Annotated in this window: 23 protein-coding genes; 7 read left to right on the forward strand and 16 right to left on the reverse strand. The window is 29.4% G+C overall.

The genetic code is table 11. The annotated features are described in order from the left end of the window. Positions 1 to 8: 8 nt before the first annotated feature. Genes MTX53_RS11440 through MTX53_RS11450 form a run of 3 tightly spaced genes read right to left on the reverse strand, consistent with a single transcriptional unit; the run spans position 9 to position 2,038 of the window. Positions 9 to 875 carry an ATP-binding protein gene (locus MTX53_RS11440; protein ID WP_244833910.1) on the reverse strand — a complete coding sequence of 289 codons (867 nt, stop codon included), beginning with the start codon at positions 873 to 875 and terminating at the stop codon, positions 9 to 11. After that, positions 853 to 1,713, reverse strand: a complete 861-nt coding sequence (locus MTX53_RS11445; RefSeq protein WP_244833911.1) for an ATP-binding protein — start codon at positions 1,711 to 1,713, stop codon at positions 853 to 855. The genes MTX53_RS11440 and MTX53_RS11445 overlap by 23 nt, the downstream gene beginning before the upstream one ends. 1 nt (position 1,714) lies before the next feature. Further along, positions 1,715 to 2,038: a NifB/NifX family molybdenum-iron cluster-binding protein gene (locus MTX53_RS11450; protein ID WP_244833912.1), complete on the reverse strand. Its 324-nt coding sequence runs from the start codon at positions 2,036 to 2,038 to the stop codon at positions 1,715 to 1,717. 105 nt (positions 2,039 to 2,143) lie between these two features. Here MTX53_RS11450 and MTX53_RS11455 point away from each other — a divergent pair. Next, positions 2,144 to 3,315, forward strand: a protein-coding gene (locus MTX53_RS11455) for an IS3 family transposase (RefSeq protein ID WP_244833913.1) whose coding sequence is annotated in 2 segments (ribosomal slippage) — positions 2,144 to 2,384 and positions 2,384 to 3,315 — 1,173 coding nt in all. Because the reading frame shifts where the segments join, the coding sequence is not laid out codon by codon here. A 121-nt stretch (positions 3,316 to 3,436) separates the two neighbouring features. Here the strand turns inward: MTX53_RS11455 and MTX53_RS11460 are convergent. From MTX53_RS11460 to MTX53_RS11505, 10 genes are all read right to left on the reverse strand, one after another. Further along, complete coding sequence (locus MTX53_RS11460) at positions 3,437 to 3,811, reverse strand: DUF134 domain-containing protein (protein WP_244833914.1); 375 nt, start codon at positions 3,809 to 3,811, stop codon at positions 3,437 to 3,439. 30 nt (positions 3,812 to 3,841) lie between these two features. Then, positions 3,842 to 4,003 (reverse strand): DUF5320 domain-containing protein, encoded by a 162-nt coding sequence (locus tag MTX53_RS11465; protein WP_244833915.1) that lies wholly within the window; start codon positions 4,001 to 4,003, stop codon positions 3,842 to 3,844. 155 nt (positions 4,004 to 4,158) lie between these two features. Further along, a complete protein-coding gene (locus MTX53_RS11470; protein ID WP_244833916.1) occupies positions 4,159 to 5,232 on the reverse strand; it encodes a plasmid pRiA4b ORF-3 family protein in 1,074 nt (357 codons plus the stop codon). A gap of 365 nt (positions 5,233 to 5,597) precedes the next feature. Then, positions 5,598 to 6,386, reverse strand: a complete 789-nt coding sequence (locus MTX53_RS11475) for an SDR family NAD(P)-dependent oxidoreductase (protein ID WP_244833917.1) — start codon at positions 6,384 to 6,386, stop codon at positions 5,598 to 5,600. A gap of 278 nt (positions 6,387 to 6,664) precedes the next feature. After that, complete coding sequence (locus MTX53_RS11480; RefSeq protein ID WP_244833918.1) at positions 6,665 to 7,201, reverse strand: nitroreductase family protein; 537 nt, start codon at positions 7,199 to 7,201, stop codon at positions 6,665 to 6,667. A 78-nt stretch (positions 7,202 to 7,279) separates the two neighbouring features. Further along, on the reverse strand, positions 7,280 to 7,870 hold the full coding sequence (locus MTX53_RS11485; RefSeq protein WP_348521814.1) for a methyl-accepting chemotaxis protein: 591 nt from the start codon (positions 7,868 to 7,870) through the stop codon (positions 7,280 to 7,282). Positions 7,871 to 7,959: 89 nt separating this feature from the next. Next, positions 7,960 to 8,889, reverse strand: coding sequence for an IS3 family transposase (locus MTX53_RS11490; RefSeq protein WP_348521815.1), 930 nt, complete (start codon positions 8,887 to 8,889; stop codon positions 7,960 to 7,962). Beyond that, positions 8,886 to 9,185: a transposase gene (locus MTX53_RS11495; RefSeq protein WP_244833332.1), complete on the reverse strand. Its 300-nt coding sequence runs from the start codon at positions 9,183 to 9,185 to the stop codon at positions 8,886 to 8,888. The genes MTX53_RS11490 and MTX53_RS11495 overlap by 4 nt, the downstream gene beginning before the upstream one ends. A 42-nt stretch (positions 9,186 to 9,227) precedes the next feature. Beyond that, positions 9,228 to 10,700, reverse strand: a complete 1,473-nt coding sequence (locus MTX53_RS11500) for a methyl-accepting chemotaxis protein (RefSeq protein WP_244833919.1) — start codon at positions 10,698 to 10,700, stop codon at positions 9,228 to 9,230. A 167-nt stretch (positions 10,701 to 10,867) separates the two neighbouring features. After that, entirely contained in the window at positions 10,868 to 11,302 is a 435-nt protein-coding gene (locus MTX53_RS11505) for an HXXEE domain-containing protein (protein WP_244833920.1), read from the reverse strand. Between the two features lie 223 nt (positions 11,303 to 11,525). On the opposite strand from MTX53_RS11505, the gene MTX53_RS11510 reads away from it, so the two are divergent. Both MTX53_RS11510 and MTX53_RS11515 read left to right on the forward strand, forming a co-directional pair. Further along, the gene (locus MTX53_RS11510) at positions 11,526 to 11,780 is read left to right on the forward strand and encodes a hypothetical protein (RefSeq protein WP_244833921.1); all 255 of its coding nucleotides are present in this window, start codon (positions 11,526 to 11,528) and stop codon (positions 11,778 to 11,780) included. Further along, positions 11,777 to 12,088 carry a hypothetical protein gene (locus MTX53_RS11515; protein WP_244833922.1) on the forward strand — a complete coding sequence of 104 codons (312 nt, stop codon included), beginning with the start codon at positions 11,777 to 11,779 and terminating at the stop codon, positions 12,086 to 12,088. Before MTX53_RS11510 ends, MTX53_RS11515 begins: the two co-directional genes overlap by 4 nt. On the opposite strand, the gene MTX53_RS11520 is transcribed toward MTX53_RS11515, so the two are convergent. The 3 genes from MTX53_RS11520 to MTX53_RS11530 all read right to left on the reverse strand — a co-directional run bounded on the left by MTX53_RS11520 (position 12,046) and on the right by MTX53_RS11530 (position 15,100). Beyond that, the gene (locus MTX53_RS11520) at positions 12,046 to 13,323 is read right to left on the reverse strand and encodes an MFS transporter (protein ID WP_244833923.1); all 1,278 of its coding nucleotides are present in this window, start codon (positions 13,321 to 13,323) and stop codon (positions 12,046 to 12,048) included. The genes MTX53_RS11515 and MTX53_RS11520 overlap by 43 nt on opposite strands. A 7-nt stretch (positions 13,324 to 13,330) precedes the next feature. Continuing rightward, complete coding sequence (locus MTX53_RS11525) at positions 13,331 to 13,534, reverse strand: hypothetical protein (RefSeq protein ID WP_244833924.1); 204 nt, start codon at positions 13,532 to 13,534, stop codon at positions 13,331 to 13,333. Between the two features lie 261 nt (positions 13,535 to 13,795). After that, complete coding sequence (locus tag MTX53_RS11530) at positions 13,796 to 15,100, reverse strand: helix-turn-helix domain-containing protein (protein ID WP_244833925.1); 1,305 nt, start codon at positions 15,098 to 15,100, stop codon at positions 13,796 to 13,798. Between the two features lie 78 nt (positions 15,101 to 15,178). Between MTX53_RS11530 and MTX53_RS13110 the strand changes: the two genes are divergently transcribed. The 4 genes from MTX53_RS13110 (at position 15,179) to MTX53_RS11545 (ending at position 18,125) form a co-directional block, all read left to right on the forward strand. Further along, entirely contained in the window at positions 15,179 to 15,259 is an 81-nt protein-coding gene (locus MTX53_RS13110) for a putative holin-like toxin (RefSeq protein WP_348521816.1), read from the forward strand. 203 nt (positions 15,260 to 15,462) lie between these two features. Continuing rightward, positions 15,463 to 15,996, forward strand: coding sequence for a DUF6431 domain-containing protein (locus MTX53_RS11535; protein ID WP_244833335.1), 534 nt, complete (start codon positions 15,463 to 15,465; stop codon positions 15,994 to 15,996). Between the two features lie 81 nt (positions 15,997 to 16,077). Next, complete coding sequence (locus MTX53_RS11540; protein ID WP_244833926.1) at positions 16,078 to 17,322, forward strand: DDE-type integrase/transposase/recombinase; 1,245 nt, start codon at positions 16,078 to 16,080, stop codon at positions 17,320 to 17,322. Beyond that, positions 17,322 to 18,125, forward strand: coding sequence for an AAA family ATPase (locus MTX53_RS11545; RefSeq protein ID WP_244833927.1), 804 nt, complete (start codon positions 17,322 to 17,324; stop codon positions 18,123 to 18,125). Before MTX53_RS11540 ends, MTX53_RS11545 begins: the two co-directional genes overlap by 1 nt. The last annotated feature ends 560 nt before the right edge of the window (positions 18,126 to 18,685 follow it).

Here is an 18,685-nt window from a genome sequence, read left to right on the forward strand (position 1 = left end):
TCACCACCCTATTTAAAAAGCAATTCAATTGTTTTATTATAAATTGATTTAACAGCTGTTCCTGACTTACAATCTATATCCACAATAGTCTGTCCTTTATTAACAGCTTTTACTGCATCGGAATCAAAAGGTACTCTTCCAACAAACGGTAAATTTTGTTTTTTACAAAACAGTTCAATCTTCTCTGAGTTTTTAATATTTGTATTGAATTTATTTACACATACTGCTATCTTTATGCCAAATTTTTCTGATGTTTTTATGATTCGTTCCATATCACTTATACCAGATATTGAAGGTTCAGCTACAATTAATACCATATTAGCACCGCTAAGTGATGCTATAACTGGACAGCCAATCCCAGGTGAACCATCAATAATAGCAATTTTGGTATCAATAGCTGCTGACTTCATTTGTTTTTTTACTTCAGTAACGAGCATTCCAGATGTGCCGCTTCCCATCTTAAGTTCTGCAGTCGAAAAAACTTTATCTTCATTAGAATATAGCATTAATTCTCCTGCTACAGCTGGTTTTAATGATATTGCTTTCACAGGACAGATAAGTTCACAGACTCCACATCCTTCACATGCAAAAGCATCTACTTCATAACCATTATTTTTTGCTGAAATTGCATCGAACCTGCAATTTTGTCTACACTTATCACATTTAATGCACTTGTCTAAATCTATTTCAGCCTTTGGGAGTCCATAATAGTCTGTCTTTTTAGGTTCTAAATTTTGGCCTGCTATAAGATGTAAATTAGGTGCATCGACATCACAATCTGCATATGCCTTAGCTTCAGAAAGTTTTACAAATGCACTTGCTATTGTAGTCTTTCCAGTACCACCTTTACCGCTAAGAATTAGAAGTTGTTTCATGCTGCACCTCCTTTTTAACTGTTTCTAGTAATGAAGAGAATACATTATTATATTTATTACTTTTTCTAACTGCAATCTCTGCATTTGAATTTATCTCTCCAAGTTCATTATCAAAAGGTATTTTGCTTAAAATTTTAATATTTTTTTCTAGGCAGAATTTTTCTGATGGGTTTTCTTCTTCTAAACATTTATTAAGAACTACTCCAAAAGGTTTATTAAATAATTTTACTAGTTTATAAACCATATTAAGATTATGAGCTCCAAATAGTGTTGGCTCTGCTACTAATATGCAATAATCTGCATCTTTAATACTTTCCATTACAGCACAAGCACTCCCTGGAGGGCAGTCAATAATTGTAAGATTATCACTTTTTAGTTCATCCTTAGTAAGCATCTTTTTTATAATAGGAATTCCAGAAGTTTCACCAGTATTAAGCATTCCCGTATATACTGTTACGTCATCAGAAACACCTTTTTGAATTTTTCCAATTATCTTTTCTTTTTCTATTATTGCCTTTTGTGGGCAAAGTATACTGCATCCACCACAAGAATGACAGACCTCTTCAAAAACAATCATCTTGTCTTTTATATAGGCAAGAGCATTGAATTTACAAAAATCAACGCACTTTCGGCATCCATCGCAAAGATCATTATTCACAGTGGCAATTTTAACTGATATTTGTTCATCTAAAATATCTTTAGGTTTAAAAAACAGATATCCATTAGGTTCTTCAACATCACAATCCATATAAACAGATTTATTTGCCACTGCTGCTAAATTAACTGATACCAATGTCTTTCCTGTGCCACCTTTACCACTAAGCACAGCTATATTCATACTATTTACCTCCGTGTCCATGAAATCCAGCATGTATTTCATTTAATAAAGGAAGATTTCCAGAAATATAATTTTCAATATTCTCCTTTATAGAGTCATTTATTGTTTTAAAAATTTTAATGTCAGCAGCTTTTAATACATCTGCTGCATTTTGTCCGCATCTAGGTGTCAATAATGCGTCCACCTTATTATCAGCTATTACTTGTGCAGCCTTAATTCCTGCACCACCAGTGCTTTCTGCTGCAATATTATCAATGAATACACTCTCTTTAGTCTGTGTATTATAAAAGAGAAAATATGGTGCACGTCCAAATGATATACACACATTTGATTGAATATCTTTTTCGTCTACAGGTATGTTGTGATAAAGTAAAGTTGTAACATGAGTACCTAATAAATTATAATTTTATTAGGAAAAGGGGAATAGATTATGGTACAACATTTTGAGGAAGAAGTAAAAAGAAAAATAGTAGCTCTTCATGTTGAAGGAAGAACAATTAAAAGTTTAGTTGATGAATATAAAGTATCAAAGGCTAGTATTTCAAATTGGGTTAAGCAATACCGCAGCGAATGCCAGACAAACCAGGATTTAAAAAGCGAATATGATTATCTTACTGAAAATAAGAAGCTTAAGAAACAGCTTCAGGAAATGCAGAAGGAAAATGATTTCTTAAAAAAAGCAGCGGCATTCTTTGCAAAGGAAATCGATTGATGGTTTATCGATTTATTGATGATAATAAACAGCACTTCGGTGTACGATGGCTGCTTAGACGATTTAGTATCTATCCTAATGCATATTATAACTACAAAAAAGCAAGAAAACAGGCTTATAATGATAAGAAGAAGTCTATATATTCTACAATAGAAGAAATCTATCATGAAAATAATGGTGTATTAGGCTATAGAAATATGAAAATATTCTTAGAACGTAAGCATATATATTTAAGCTGCCAGACTGTCCATAAATACATGAATACTGACTTGAAGATATATTCTATAGTTCGTAAAAAGAAGCCTTCTTACAGACATGGAAAAGCGTACAAGAAATTTCCTAATTTGTTGAATCAAGATTTCGTAGCTGCAAAAATTAATGAAAAATGGTGCACTGATTTCACATATATTACACTTGCTAATGGTCAAAAAAGATATAACTGTTCAATCGTAGATCTGCATGACCGCTCAGTTGTTGCATCACTTAATGGTAAAGAAATCACGTCTGATTTGGCTATAAAAACAGTAAAAAAGGCATTCGCCGCGCAGCATATTACTAATAATGGTAATATATTACTTCATAGTGATCAAGGTACTCAATTCACTTCAAAGGAGTTTGTTAATTTCTGCAAAGGTAACGGTATAACGCAAAGTATGAGTAAGGCTGGTTATCCCTATGATAATGCACCTATGGAACGATATTTCAACACTCTTAAGAATGAATTGATAAATCTAAAATATTATCATAATGATAAAGAGCTTAATTCAGATATCGATAACTTTGCATACGTCTGGTACAACCACTTACGTCCACATACATTTAATAATGGTCTAACGCCATTTGAAGCAAGATATAAAAAAATTAGGTCAAAGTGTTACAAAAACACTTGACCACAACAGTATTGCTATTTTCATAAATAATCCTCCATTCTATTTTCATACAAATAATTTTTTTACTTAATTAAGATCATATAAAATCGTAAGTTATTTTTTAAAGTAATAATCATTTATCCTAATCCTTATTTTCTATAAAACATTTCCCATGTCCATGTCTATATCTGTGACAAGCATTACCATAACCTTCTTTAAATTTATTACAGAGTCTATACTCACCACCCTCAATTAATAGAACTTTACCATTAACTAATAATTTTGCTAATTTTTTTCTAGCTTCAATATAGATACCCTGAATAGTAGTTCTTGAAACATTCATCTGCTTGGCACATTCTTCTTGTGTTAATCCCTCTAAATCAATAAGTCTTATCGTCTCATATTCATCAACCGTCATATTTATATTTTCTTTTTCGTCTGACGTAGAATCAAGAGGTCCAAATTTATTGCTTTCTGGCAAACAGCATACTTTTCTCCACTTAATTGGCCTTGGCATAATTATCACCTCAATTCTAATTAAAAGTAATCAGAGCGTCCTCTGATTACATCTACATCTAGATTTTAATCCTAATCTCATTCTGCGGCCTAAACCATATTTAACTTCGGTATTTGCTAAATTACAAAGTCCTAAACCTCTTCCACTTATTGCTCCTGCACCCACTTCGCTAGTTCCATTTCTTCTTGGCATATGATCTCCTCCTCATATAGTTATTGACATATGTCATTTACAGTTTCTATTGTATTCTTATTATTGGCATATGTCAATAATAAATTTTAAAATTATATAAATAAAAAGAAACTTAAAAGATGCTCCTTTAAGTTTCTTATCCCAATTTATTCTTATTAAAATCTTAATCTCCTATTTACCATCTCAATATCAAATTCCTTATATCCCTGAATCTCTGCCCATTGTTTCATATTATCATATTCTTCATTATTAGGATCGTTTATAATTTTTATAAATTCATCAAATCCAAATTCACCTCCCACATCTTCTGGTGGCGCAGCACCATTTCCATCTATGCAGCAAGCATAATTTTTATCATAATCAAATATTACATCTTCAACTCGAATAATATTTTCCCAGTTATTTCCATAATCATATCTGTAATTTATGTTTTTATATTTAGGTAAATACTCAGATATTTTTATTTGATTTTCCAAAATCATAGGAATATCAGTTTTATATTGAAGACTTTCCTCACTGCTAACAATATTAATAATAGGATTGTTGCCATCAAAAATCATAAAATCATGTAAGTGACAATTATTCCAGTTGAAAATATTCTGCAATGATTTGTGTAATTCTTCAAAAGTGAAATTCAAAGGGACAATAACATTACGCCATATATTAAATTTATTAAGTTTCATCTTTACTGATAATTTTAAAGCTTTGCACTTTATAATTGGAAGGTCAAATTCTTTACTTAATTCTTCATAAAATATTTCATTTGCGTGCTTATATTCACCAGAGCAATCAAAGAAAATAAATTTATTTGCTATTTTAGATACTAAAGACTGTGAAATACCATCTTCAGAATAACAATCATCAAAAAGATTTGCTGCTTCACATCCTTTATTCAATCTTGCTACTAAAGCTCTACTTTGTGTTTTTGAGAAACTAATTTGTCCTGCTTTTTTCAAATATTGATCAATAACAACATCATTAACTCCATCCCATAAAAGTATTTGACGAATTCCTAAAAGAATCGTATTTTGAATATTTTTAAAATCTTTTGCTTTTAAACCATAAAGAATTACGTTATATCGGCTTGCATCATTTACAAGTACAACTGTTTTTCTTCTATTTACTCTAACTATATTAGCATGCCATGAATATAAAGGATTTTCTGTCATCAAAAGAGATGGCTTAATTCCAAGCTCATCTTGTAATTTTTTTGTACAACTTATAATCAAAACATTTCACCTCACTTACTGTTTCTTTAGTTTTACATTTAACATCTATAATTATAACAATACTAACATTAAATATATATTTGTTGTCGTTAAAAAATTAAATATATTACAACTCATTTTAGCTATGCTACATGGCATTTACCAGTTATACCAATAATAATTATACTTCTATTTGTTTTTGGTGCATCTATTGCCGCAATTTATGTTCCATCAAAACGGATTCAGAATATGGCTATAACTGATACAATAAATGAATTATAAAATATAAATTTTAACTCGTACTCTTCCAGCTTTTTTGTGTAAAAATAGTCTAAAACTTTAGGTTCTACTTTGACCTAAGGTCTTAGACTTTAATTTTACTAATCCTATTTCTTTAAAATCATCTTTTTTGATAAATTTATCGCTTTTTTATAAAATACTTTTCTTGGCATAAACATTACCATTTTTCGTAGAAGACGTGCACCTTTGTCTGGAATTGAAACCACTTTTCCACATTCTAAATCATGCATAGCATCAGAAACAATATCATCTGGCTTCCTAAATCCAAATAATCCTTTCTTGTTTTTATTAACATGCATACCTGCACTCTCGTGAAAATGGGAATCAATAAATCCAGGGCATACTGCTTGGACTTTTACATTTGTTCCATCTAATTCCATATGTAGTCCCTCTGTTAAATTAAGTATATAAAGCTTAGTTGATGAGTAAAGAACATTGTGAGGAATAACAGCAAAAGCACCATCTGATGAAATATTTATAATAATTCCATTATTTTTTTCGAGCATATTTTTAAGAACAAAATGTGTAAGCCTTGTTACACATACAGTCTGAAGATACAGAAGCTTTTTAATATTATCCTCTGATGTATCTGCAAAAGTAGTTTTAAGTCCAAATCCTGCGTTATTTACAAGAACACTTATATCTTTTCCTTTTATGTTATCTAAAAGATAGTTAACTCCTTTATCATTAGATAATTCAGTAATGATTACCTGAACCTCTATTTTATATTTTTTCATAAGTTCCTTAGCATTTGAGCGTATTACAGATTCACGCCTTCCAGTTATAATTAAATTATATCCTTTAGATGCAAAATATTTTGCATAGCTAAGTCCAAGTCCACTTGTTGCTCCAGTTATTAATGCTATATTTTTCATTTAAATTACTCCTTTTATCTTATGATATTATTTATAAATTTGAATAGTTTTTGTGCCCTATTAAAAATTTATTTTCTTAACAACAATAAGTTTAATACTTGATTGAATATAAGTCAATGAATTATATTCAATCAGTGATTAAACTTCATGTATTTTGTTTATTTAAAGTGCTGTCATACACAAATAATTTTGCAATCTGATTTGAGAATAAAAAAAATATCCATTTAGATATCTATTCATCATTTGAAAACTTATATCCATAAATTATAGCAATATATTTACCATTTTTCATATCGCACAACATCTTCTAAACTTTTTCTAGGTCTTTGCTTTAAAGTTTCATCAGAATACCCTAGTGTTATAATTCCACACACATACTTATCTTCAGGAATATTTAAAATTGGTCTTATATCATCTTGTTCAAACCAACCTGTCCAACAAGTACCTAACCCTAGGTGTTCAGCTTCAAGAAGTATATGCTCAATTGAAATTGCTGTGTCTCTAATTATTTGTTTTAATTCAGGTTCAGGACTAGTTTCATTTAGAATAATCTTTTTATCTTTGGAAATACGACATCTTATATCTGCTACACAAACAATGAAAATAGGCGCTGACATCATCCATCTTTGATTATGATCAGCTTTAGAAAGTTTTTCTTTTGTATCAAGCGATTTTACTACTATAAATGTCCACGGCTGAGTATTACTTCCAGATGGTGCTAATCTGGCACTTTCCAATATGCAATTTAGCTTTTCCTTTTCAACTTCTCTATTTTGATATTTACGGATACTTCTTCTATTTTCAATTTCTTTCACTTTTCATCTCTCCTTATATATCTACTAAAGAAATTATAACATGACATTTATATTTTTTCGCTTCAAGCCGTATTTTCATTATTTAATTTTAAATTTATCAACACTCACTGTCATTTCTTTGCTCATTGATTCTAATAAAGTTAATGAAGAAGCCATTTTTTCTGTAAATTCATTCATCTCTTCTGTAGAAGATGATATTTCTTCCGACATTGCTGAATTTTTTTGAGCTATATCAGAAAATGATTCTATTTTTGATAATACAATATTTTTATTATCATTTAATGTATTAATTGATGTATTTGCATCATTAATTTTAGGTGTAATTTTATTTACTGCGCTTGATATTGTTCCAAAAACTTTTATTGCTTTATTTATAGTCTCTTTTTGATTTTTCAATTCTTCTTTTACATTAGCAGTTGTACCTATAACTATTGTTGTCTCTTCTGAAGTTTCCGATATAATTTTTGAAATACTAAGAGATGACTCTTTTGTCTGCTCTGCCAATTTTCTTATTTCCTCTGCAACTACAGAAAATCCTTTTCCAACTTCACCAGCTCTTGCTGCTTCTATAGCTGCATTTAAAGCTAATAAATTTGTCTGCTCTGAAATATTATTTATAAGTGTTACTATATCTTGTATTTTAACTATATTACAACCAACATTTTCAATTTTATTGTTTAAGTCGTTAAAAGACCGGAGGGCTCCCCGTTAAATGGACAATATTAAGTTAATACTCGTTAGTTCTTAATATTCTGTAATTATGCTGCTAATTTCATTAGATAGTAATCATGAGGAGGAATATATCCAATAGATGAATGTATTCTCTCATGATTATATCTATAAACAAAATCACCTACATCATTTTTTATGTGATCTAAATTCCAATATATCATTCCGGTAAGGCATTCATCTTGAAGATATCTATGATATGATTCTATGAATGCATTATAATTTGGACTGTGTACTGGAATTCTTTCATGAAGAACACCTTCATCAAGGCATCCTTTCTCAAAAACTCCACTAATAAATTGACTGCCGTTATCGGTACGAAGTACTACTGTTTTATTTTTATCATAGTTTAAGCCTCTGTTATATAGAGCTTCTAACATAACTTTTTTAGCAACAGAACCTGTAGCAGATAAGTCAATTGAATATGCCACTATTTCTCTATCAAAAACATCGATTATTGAAGTTATATAGGCTGTTTTCTTATTACCAGCAATAAATGCATATTTGATATCCATTTGCCATAATTGATTAGAAGCTGTAACTTTTCTGCTTTCGCAGGTACGTGACATTCTTCTTTTCTGTCTTTTATAGTAGTTTCCTAATAAATTTAAATTTTTCATTAGTCTTCTAACTTTCTTCTTATTAATTTTTAAATTGTACTTCTTTCTAAATCTTAACTCACCGGTAACTTTTTTATATCCATATTTTCGCGATGTTTTCTTACTTCTAATTTCTGTTATATACTTTTGAATAGTTATATCAGATATTTTGATATTATCGAATGTTAAACTGTATCCAGGGACCTTTCTACCTACGTTAGCGTAGCTTCTTTTAACAATATATTTCTGTTTTGAATAATATGTGGATCTAGAAATCCGTAATATTTTAAGTACTATTGTTACTTTATATCCAAGTTTAATCCATTTGTGGGCACTTAAAATTTTATATTCTAGTGTTATTTGTTTTTTTTTAGAAGATCTTCAAGAATAGCTATTTTTAGTTTTTGCTCCTCAATTTTTTCCTGAGCTTTTTTATATTCGCGCTTATAATTAGGTATCAATTTTGTATCTTTTGGTTCTTTTGGTTCTAGTGTTTGCCTATATCTACGGTAATTATTTACCCAATAGCTTAATTGTACAGCATTAATATCATATTTTTTAGCAATAAGTATATTGCTTCCAGACTCTAAAACTTCAGTAACAAATTTAACTCTTTCTTCCTCTGTAAATGTTCTTCTAAATTTAATTTTCTCCATATAAAAAGACCTCCTAATTATCATATTTATATATTAATTATTTTAATTAATATTGTCCAATCTAATTAGGGGGGCTATAAGAGACACATTTAAACTTTCAAATGAATTTATTACATCTTTCATATTTTTATTACTATCATCAGATATCTTATCTATATCATTATTATTATCATTAATTTCATGTATCAAATTCAACACTCCATCTAAATTAGAACTAAATTCTGTAAGTATTGAATTTATATCATTTAAATCAGATGCTTGCGATACATTTGATTCTGATACATTGTTTATGGCATTATGTATATTTTCACTTGATGTTTTGAGTTCCTTAGCAGAGACTGTAATTTTCTTTACATTATCATCCACATTTATAGAATTTGTCTTTATATCTTTAATTATAGAAAATATTGAATTTTTCATAATGTTAAGTGATTTGCCCATCTTACCTAGTTCATCTTTACGCTTTAATATTTCTTCTGATATATTTCTAGTTAAATCTCCACGAGAAATAGTTTCAAGCTGAACATCAAAATCTTTAATAGGTTTTGTTATAATCCTAGATATAATAGAAATTGATATAATTCCAAAAATTATAAATAGAATAGCCATTATTACAATACTTATTTTTAATGTATTTAATTCTTTTAGGATTTCAGAAGTTTCAATAGATATTGCTATTGACCATCCTGTGCTTTTTACTGGTGCATATGCAACATACTCTGATTTATTTTTATATTTGTATTGTCCAGTACCAGTTTCGCCTTTTAACATTTTCTTCTCTATATTAACTATAGATTGAAGACTAGGATCTTTTTCTAAATCTTTTATATAATTTTCCTTAGATAAAACTAAATCTTTATCAGTATGCGCTATTATGTCTCCTTCTTTATTAATCATAAAAGCTTTACCTGTATTACCTAAAGTTATACTCTTTGTTAAATTACTTAATTCATTTCCATCAGCTCCTGCCATAATAACTCCTACTACTTCTCCATTATATTTAACAGGTGCAGCATAAAGTACAATAATTCCGCCATCAGTTTTATTTATAATAGGATCAGATGTATTCTTTTTTCCTGCAAGCGCTTGTATAAATCCATCTTGTTCTGCTACATTAAAAGTGCTGCCATCTGTACTATACAAATTTCCTTCAGTATCAACAAAACTCATTCCTAAATGATTTGCTCGTTCATTTTCAGCAGATAATACTTCAAGTTTTTCTTTTATAGGAACATTTGGATCTTTTATTTTTTCATTATCTGCTACTAAAGTAAGAACCTCTAAATATGTATTCATAGAATTTTCTAAAGAATAAGATGCTTGTATAGCTGTAGATGGTAATGTGGTTTTTATTGTTTTGATTAAAGATTGTTTTGAAATATATAATGAGATTAAAGATATGCCTATGCAGATAATAACTAGTAATGTTATAAAACTTGCTATCAGCTCAGTCTTAATGCTTTTACTTCCTTTGCTTTTAGTATTTTTAGTCTTTTTAGATTTCATACTATTCATCTATTGATGCCTCCTATAGTATTACAGTATATTTAAATAATTATCTTTTGTTTAATAAATATATTATAACTCATGTTCATTTTACACATCAAAAATTTTAGTTAAAATCACGTTAAAATAACATATTCTGCTAAAAAAGACGAATTCAATTTATGAATCCGCCTTTTTTATCGACTAGCATCAAATTTATTTATACTTTTATGCAATATTTTCATATTTAAAAATCCAATAGTAACTCCAAGTATTGTCCAAATTATAATTTCACTGATAGAGTATTGTAATACGTTTTGGGCTAACTTTAAAATATAAAAACATGGAATAACTGTTATCCATGCTGTTATTTGTCCAGGCACATATAAATGATATGCAAGTGGCAACAATATAATATGTAATAAAATAAGATGCACGATATTAGAGATAAGAAAGCCATACCATAACCCATAAAATCCACTAAAAACTCCAACCATAGTAGCAACTATCCATAAAATAAGCTCTTCATAAACAGCAATTGCAACTACTTCTGTACTTTTTGCATTTCCAAAAGGTGTCATGTGTAGATTAATGTGCTGTTTTAGTCCTTTTTTACACCAATTTTTTGCCATAATGATTTCTTACATATCATGTATAATAAACAATAATGGAAATAACCAAACAATCCATTTTAATTCATTCATTTATTATTCCTCCTTTGATTTTCATTATACCTATCCGTTTTTAGGATACAATCATCAAGTATTAAAAGTTTATATAGATAAACATCAATAATCTACAGAATGTTGCTTATCTATATAATGTGTACTAAAATACTAAAAAGGAGGCATGTATATGAATCAAAATGACTTACGTGTTATAAAGACCAGAAAAAATATTGAAATATCATTTATATATTTACTAAGTAAAAAAGATTTCTGTAAAATTACAGTACAAGATATATTAGATAAAGCACTAATTAACCGTTCAACATTCTACAAACATTATAATGATAAATATAGGTTAGCTGAACTTCTTTGCAAAGAAGTGTTAGATTTATTAAAAACAGGTGTAAAAAACGGTTTGACTGTAACAAACCTGAAGATATGATTCTAATAATAAAGAATTTATATCAAATACTACTTACTAAAAAAGAACAGATATTAGCTCTTTTTACTATAGATACAAGTACTATTCATTTATATGATGATATGTATAATTTTTTAAAGAAAAGTTTTTATAAACAATATGAAATAAAGGAGCAAAATTTTCCTGACGTTTTAAAATATTTATCAGAAGTTTATGCATCAATTGTTATGACTTCAATTAAATGGTGTTTACAGAATAATGGATACGAAGAATTGGCTAAGCATCCTCAGATTTTTTTTAAATTAGCTAAGGTGTTTGATTTGCCATAATTTTTTGTCATTGAGACAGCTTTAAAGAATATCACAAGTCCAACACAAAACAGAATCGCGATCATTCCGACACCTATACTTATGTTGCCTGTAATCTGCGATACCACACTGACAATTGTTGTTCCTATAAATGATGCACCCTTACCACATATATCCATAAGTCCGAAATACTTACCTGAATGTTCCTCTGGAATAATCTTAATAAAATATGATCTTGAAAGAGCCTGAATACCGCCCTGAAACATTCCTACAAGTATTGCAAGAATCCAGAACTGAAACTGTGTCTCTAAGAAGATTGCAAATATTGCTATGCCAAGATATGCTAAGATGCACACGGCAATTAACTTCTCTGTACTGACTCTGTATGACAGATTACCGAATATAATTGCACATGGAAAGGCAACAATCTGAGTTACCAGCAACGCAAGAAGAAGTCCCGTACTATTAAGCCCTAGCGCTGAACCATACGCTGTCGCCATATCTATTATTGTATAAACGCCATCTATGTAAAAGAAAAATGCAAGTAGAAACATGAACGCATGCTTTTCCTTTCTTATATTCTTAAATGTATTGCCAAGTCTTTTAAAACTCTGTGTTATTGCATGTGGCTGTTTTTCTATATAATGTCTCTGTTCATATCTCTTAAGCAGCGGCACTGACATTCCAAGCCACCAAAGTGCTACTATAACAAATGCTATTCCCATGGCAACTTCCATGCTGATTCCAAGCTTACTTGAACCCAGTACAATCACAAGGCATGCTACAAATGGCACGCAACTTCCTATATATCCCCATGCAAACCCATTCGATGACACATAATCCATCCGCTTTTGATCTGTAACATCAATGAGCATTGAATCATAGAATATCAGACTTAAAGAAAAGCCTATTTTAGCCACTATAAATACTACCAAAAATACCATCCACTGAACCATAAGCCCAAGCAACAAGCATCCTATAGTTCCAAGAAGTATTGATCCCATAAATAACGGTTTTTTAAGCCCTTTAGTATCGGCAATTGTTCCACAGATTGGTCCAAAGACTGCAACTATTATTGTACATATTGAAGCTGCATATCCCCAATACGCAAGATAATCCACATCTGAAAGTCCTGCATTACTCGCAAGATAATTAAAATATATAGGAATTATTGTTGATACAAGCAATGTAAATGCTGAATTTCCAACATCGTACATTATCCATCTTTTTTCTTCTCCATTAAGCCTCATCTTCATGATTAAATCACCTTTCTCTTCTTTCGTGTATATCATACCCCTGCTTGTTAACCGTGCATGACCACAGTGGTTTATAATAAAATAATATATCTGGTCCATGAAGTCCTATATCATAAAGCTGTTTGTAACTATTAATTGTAGTCTTAATTTCATCTGGAAGCTTACCTAGTACTTTCTGTCCTAACCTATAGTGTGCATAAGTCGATGGCATTACTATCTCTCCAATCTTATAATGTTCCTGTTTTTCTGTATAAGAGTAATTATAGATGAATTATATAAAATCTAAATAAAAGATGTGTTAATAGAATGTAAAATATGAAGTCAATCCGCTGCGAGTGGGTTGAAATGTGTGGTGATAGTATAATATTGTAGACTTATTAAAATATAAATAAAAGAAAGATGTGTTTACAATGGCAAAAGAAAAAGCCCTAAGAGTTTTATCTCTCAAGGCTACTATTCATTCTTTCATTCCTCAAAATACATCTAAACGCTTAATATTTTTATACAACCATAATGTCATATCTTTATTGATACTCTTTAATTCTTCAAATTTATCTAATTCACTAAAATATGCATAACATATCATTTGATTTGATAATACAACATAAGGTAAAGCTTTCTTTTCTTCTATAGTAAGATTGCAAACATTATCATATCCTAATATTATATTTTCATAAATATCAAACCATTTTTCAACATTCTTTCCCTCATTAAAGATTTCAGATAAAATTGAAGTTGCTGCATAACATGGATCATAAATTCTAATATTTTTTTCAGATAATTCAAAATCAATAAATCCAGCTATCTTTTCATCATTAACAATTATGTTCCTTAGATTTGGATCACGATGAATTATCTGCTTTGGCAGCTTAGGATATATTTGCCCAAAAATAGTTTTATACTCATCATAAAATTTATATGGTATCTCTGAACTATTCTTAATTATAGGTATTGCCCATTCACTTACATTGTTATATATATTTGGAGAATTAAACGCTATTTTATTCTCATAATTTTTTATAACCTTATGCAACTGTGCTATTATTTCACCAATATATCTTGCTTTTTCTTTATACTGTTCATCATTAAAAATTTCCTTACTATTCATCATTGTGCCTTGCACAGGTTTCATCAAACAAAAATACAATTCATCTTCTATATAATAATCTGAATCATATTTGGTTTTTATTGGTAATGATGCTAATAAACCTGCTTCAACTAATAATCTTGAAACATTAATATGCTGCCTTAATCTTTCAATATTTGTTCCTGCCTTTATAATAAATCTCTTATTTATCTTCCAACAATTTGTTGCTCTTTCCTCATTTGAATAATATATATCTTCAATTATAACTGGTAAATCTATATTCCACTTTTCTAAAATAGATTTTAACTTTTTATGTGTTATCATAATGTGTTCCTCCTGCTTAAGATTCATTTTATATGGTTTTTTAGGTTTATGGAGATTTAAATATGTTGTTGGAGAACACCCAAATTCTTTTTTAAAAGCTTTATAAAATCCAGAATGAGTTTCAAAACCATATTCTGATTCTACTATTAACATTGGTCTTCCAATTCCTATTTCATAAATTAGATTCAATAGTTTTCTTTTCTGTATATATTGCATAACAGGAACTCCAACCACACTTTGAAAAATACGATAATAATAAAATACAGAAAAAGCTGCTCTTTTAGCTAACACCTCTGCATTTAAATTTTCTTTTAAGTTTTGTTCAATATAATCAATACTTTCTTGAATAATATCTATATTCTCCATTTTAATCCCCTCGTATCTAAGCCGACTACAACACTAAATATATAATAACACATTGGACTTCTTTGAACATTTCCTATTTTGCTATTTCAAGGAGGTATATTCTTAATATCACTATTAACATTAATAGTTTTACTTATAGAAAAAAGCTCCATACTATAGAATAGCATTTTATATGATGTTAAAAAATTTAAATATCTTCAAAATAAATAAAGAGCAAGCATTATTTGCATGACTAAATTTTAGTCAAAGTATTTAATGCTTGCCTTTTTTAGTATATTATTATTTTATATTATTCTTAGAAAGGAAAAAAGCAGAGCAACACCACCGACCAAAGTTTTGTTGCTCTGCTAACCATAAATTCTATGATAACTAATATTTATGATACAAAAATCATATCTAATTTAGATTCAAAAATCAAGTCATTAACGCAAAAATCCTATGATAAATTTATTAAAGACATAGATTTTCACAAACTTACTTGTTCCTGCGGAAGGTCCGGGCAGCTTGTAAAGCATGGTTATTACAAGAGAACTGTTAAAAACAGTGATGGCAAGATATCTATAACAATTCTTAGAGCAAAGTGTACATGTTGCAATAAAACTCATGCTATATTTCCAGAGTGTATTGTACCTTATTCTCAAATTCTTTTATGTGATCATATTTCAATTATTAATGCTTATAATTCCAAAGCTTCTTTTGAACCCATTATGATAGCTAATGAATTTATCGATGAAAGCAATATTTTTTATATAATAAAACAATATCTAGAGCATTGGAAGGAACGTATTACTTCATTTAAAATTTCATTAGATTTAAGTATTTCAAAGCAATGTTTAAAAAACTTTAAAAGACAATTTATGCAAATTAAATGCATCAATAATATTTTATTTTCGTAAAACCACATAACTTAGTTTTACTGTTAATTTATGTAGATATAAGCTTATATTGTAATAAAACAAAGGAGGCTTTTTCAAAATATGGACGAAAAAACTAGAAAAGAAATAGCACTTTTCAGGTACGGAATCTTGGCTCCTCTGATAAGTGGTACTTATGATGAAAATAAAAGTGTTAAACAATTTTTCCGAGATGCCGCAGGCAAAGTATATCAGACTCCAGATGGTGAAGATACTAAGGTAGCTGCTGCTACTCTTGAACGTTGGTATTACAATTACAAGAATAAGGGCTTTGAGGCACTCATACCTGTAAAACGATGCGACACTGGAAGAACACGTAAATTAGATTCTGATATTACAGAACAGATTAAATATTTAAAACAAGAATATCCAAGAATCCCAGCAACACTTATCTATCAAAAGCTTATTAACAATGGAACTATTGTTAAAGGAGATATTTCACTTTCAACAATTAATAGGTATGTTAATGTTCTTAAGCTTGAGAATAAATATTCTAAAAATAAAGATATGAAAAGATATGAGCGTGCTCATATAAATGAAGTATGGTGTGGTGACAGCAGCGTTGGACCTTATTTGAAGGTAGATGGTAAAAAGAAACGCGTTTACATAATAGCACTTATTGATGATGCTTCAAGATACATAACAGGAATAGATGTATTTTTTAATGATAATTTTGTAAATCTTATGTCTGTTTTAAAATCTGCTGTTACACGATTCGGGAAACCTAAAATCTTAAACTTTGATAATGGTGCTTCATATAAGAACAAGCAAATGGAACTTTTAGCAGCTAGAATAGGTACAACTATTAGTTATTGTGCACCCTATACCCCACAATCAAAAGCTAAAATTGAAAGGTGGTTTCGTACATTAAAAGATCAATGGATGTCCCAGCTTAATATGAATGATTTTAATAATTTAGATGAACTTAGGATAAGCCTTATTTCATATGTTAATAGCTATAATCAGCATATACATTCTTCTCTAGATGGACTATCTCCACAGGACAGGTTTTTCAAGGAATCTCACATGATTAAAAGGCTTACAGATGAACAAATTGAAACTTCCTTTTTACTTGAATATGAAAGAAGAGTATCAGCCGATAACGTAGTTATGATAGATGAAACAGAATATGAAGTTGATTATAGATACTCAAAACAAAGAATAACCCTAAGATATTCACCTGATTTAAGCAAAATTTATGTAGTTGATAAAAACACTTCTGAACTTACAGAAATAAAGCTTTTAAATAAGCATGATAATTCTGTTATAAAAAGGGAAAAAATAAAACTTACTGGAGGTCAAGAATAATGGATTATATAAGTAGATATGGAATGGATTTTAATCCGTTTATAAAAAATTCTAAGGAAATAGTAGTAGAAACTTCTGACTATAAAGAAGTTATTTGTAGACTTAATTATTTACTTAATAATAAAGGTTTCGGAATCCTGACCGGAGGTCCAGGGCGAGGTAAAACTACAATAATAAGAAACTGGTCTAATAGCCTTAATTCATCACTTTATAAAGTTATTTATAGTTCCCTTTCTACACTTACTGTTGCAGAATTTTATAAAAATATGGCTGCCCAGCTTGGACTAGAGCCAAGGTGCAGAAAAATTGATAATTTCAAAATTATCCAAAATGAAATAACTAGATATTCAGTTGAAAAACGTATAACTCCTGTAATAATTATTGATGAAGCTAATTATGTAAGTAATGGAATACTTAATGATTTAAAAATGCTTTTTAATTTTGACATGGATTCAAGAGATCGTGCAATAGTACTTCTTGTGGGGCTTCCTCAGTTAAATAATACCATGAGGCTAGTTGCTAATGAGCCTTTAAGACAACGTATAACAATGAATTATAATTTAGATAATCTCACAAAATCAGAAACTAAAGACTATATATTAGCAAAGCTTACTGGTGCTAAATGTAATACTGATATTTTTGATGATACCGCTCTTGAAGCAATTGCTAACGCTTCGAACGGAGTTCCTAGAATTGTTAATAAAATCTGTGATTCTAGCCTTATGATAGGCAATACAAAAAATATGAATACAATTGATAGTGACATAATAATGCTTGCTGTTAATGAAACTGAACTTGGATAAAAGTAAAATCTGCAAATATCAATAAGGTATTTGTGGATTTTTTTGTAATATTCAGAATATTTATCATCATAAACCGTAACGAAGTAGCCTCATTTTCATTGAAGATTTTGAAGAATATATTCATTTTTAGCATCAAATAAAGTTATGATATTAGCATCAAATAATTTGACGTTCAATACTTTGTTCTCCATTGGGTTTTTGGTTTTGTTCAGGGTTTATGGGAGATGTGCTGGGTTTCGGGGAGAAACGGGGGAATTGTTATTTAGTTACATTTGTTGTACTCCCCCCATAAACCCTGAACACTTTCACCCCCTCCAATCTCCCACCATTCCTACATTTCAATTTTTATACCCATAAACCTTGAACACTATTTTTGACCAAAAATGATGGTATCAAATACCACTTATGCGTTCAAGGTTTAGTGTAATTTCCCTTAAACCTTGAACATTTTGCCCCTTTTAAATTTCCAATTTATTTCCCATAGAAATTCTTCATATTTCCCTGTTTTCATCCTGTTATCAAATCACCTCTAAAGCATGTATTTATCTAGGTTTACAGTC

This window comes from Clostridium sp. BJN0001 (genome assembly GCF_022869825.1).
Lineage (GTDB): Bacteria > Bacillota > Clostridia > Clostridiales > Clostridiaceae > Clostridium.